The sequence below is a fragment of the Aliiglaciecola sp. M165 genome, assembly GCF_007197995.1.
Lineage (GTDB): Bacteria > Pseudomonadota > Gammaproteobacteria > Enterobacterales > Alteromonadaceae > Aliiglaciecola.
This window is the reverse complement of the sequence record NZ_VKKH01000023.1, coordinates 1-316: the sequence shown is the minus strand read 5'-3', so window position 1 is coordinate 316 and position 316 is coordinate 1. Positions and strand designations below refer to the sequence as shown.

Annotated in this window: 1 rRNA gene; it reads left to right on the top strand. The window is 47.5% G+C overall.

Going from position 1 to position 316, the window contains the following annotated elements:
• Nucleotides 1-316, top strand: a 23S ribosomal RNA gene (locus FM019_RS20740); the annotation flags it as partial.

Sequence of the window (316 nt, the reverse complement as noted above, 5' to 3'; positions counted from 1 at the left end):
GGCTAAGACAGCTAGGAGGTTGGCTTAGAAGCAGCCACCCTTTAAAGAAAGCGTAATAGCTCACTAGTCGAGTCGGCCTGCGCGGAAGATGTAACGGGGCTAAGCAATATACCGAAGCTGCGGCAGCAGACATCACTTAAGATTATTTGTTTATTCAAGCTAACAGCAACGTGACGTTTTTTGTCACCTGCTGGTAAAGCGTTTTTCGAAACGTCGAGAGATGTGAGGAGATAAAGATAAGTAAGTGGTTTTAAGGATGTCTGCTGGGTAGGGGAGCGTTGTGTAAGTGGCTGAAGGCAAGCTGTGAGGCTTGCTG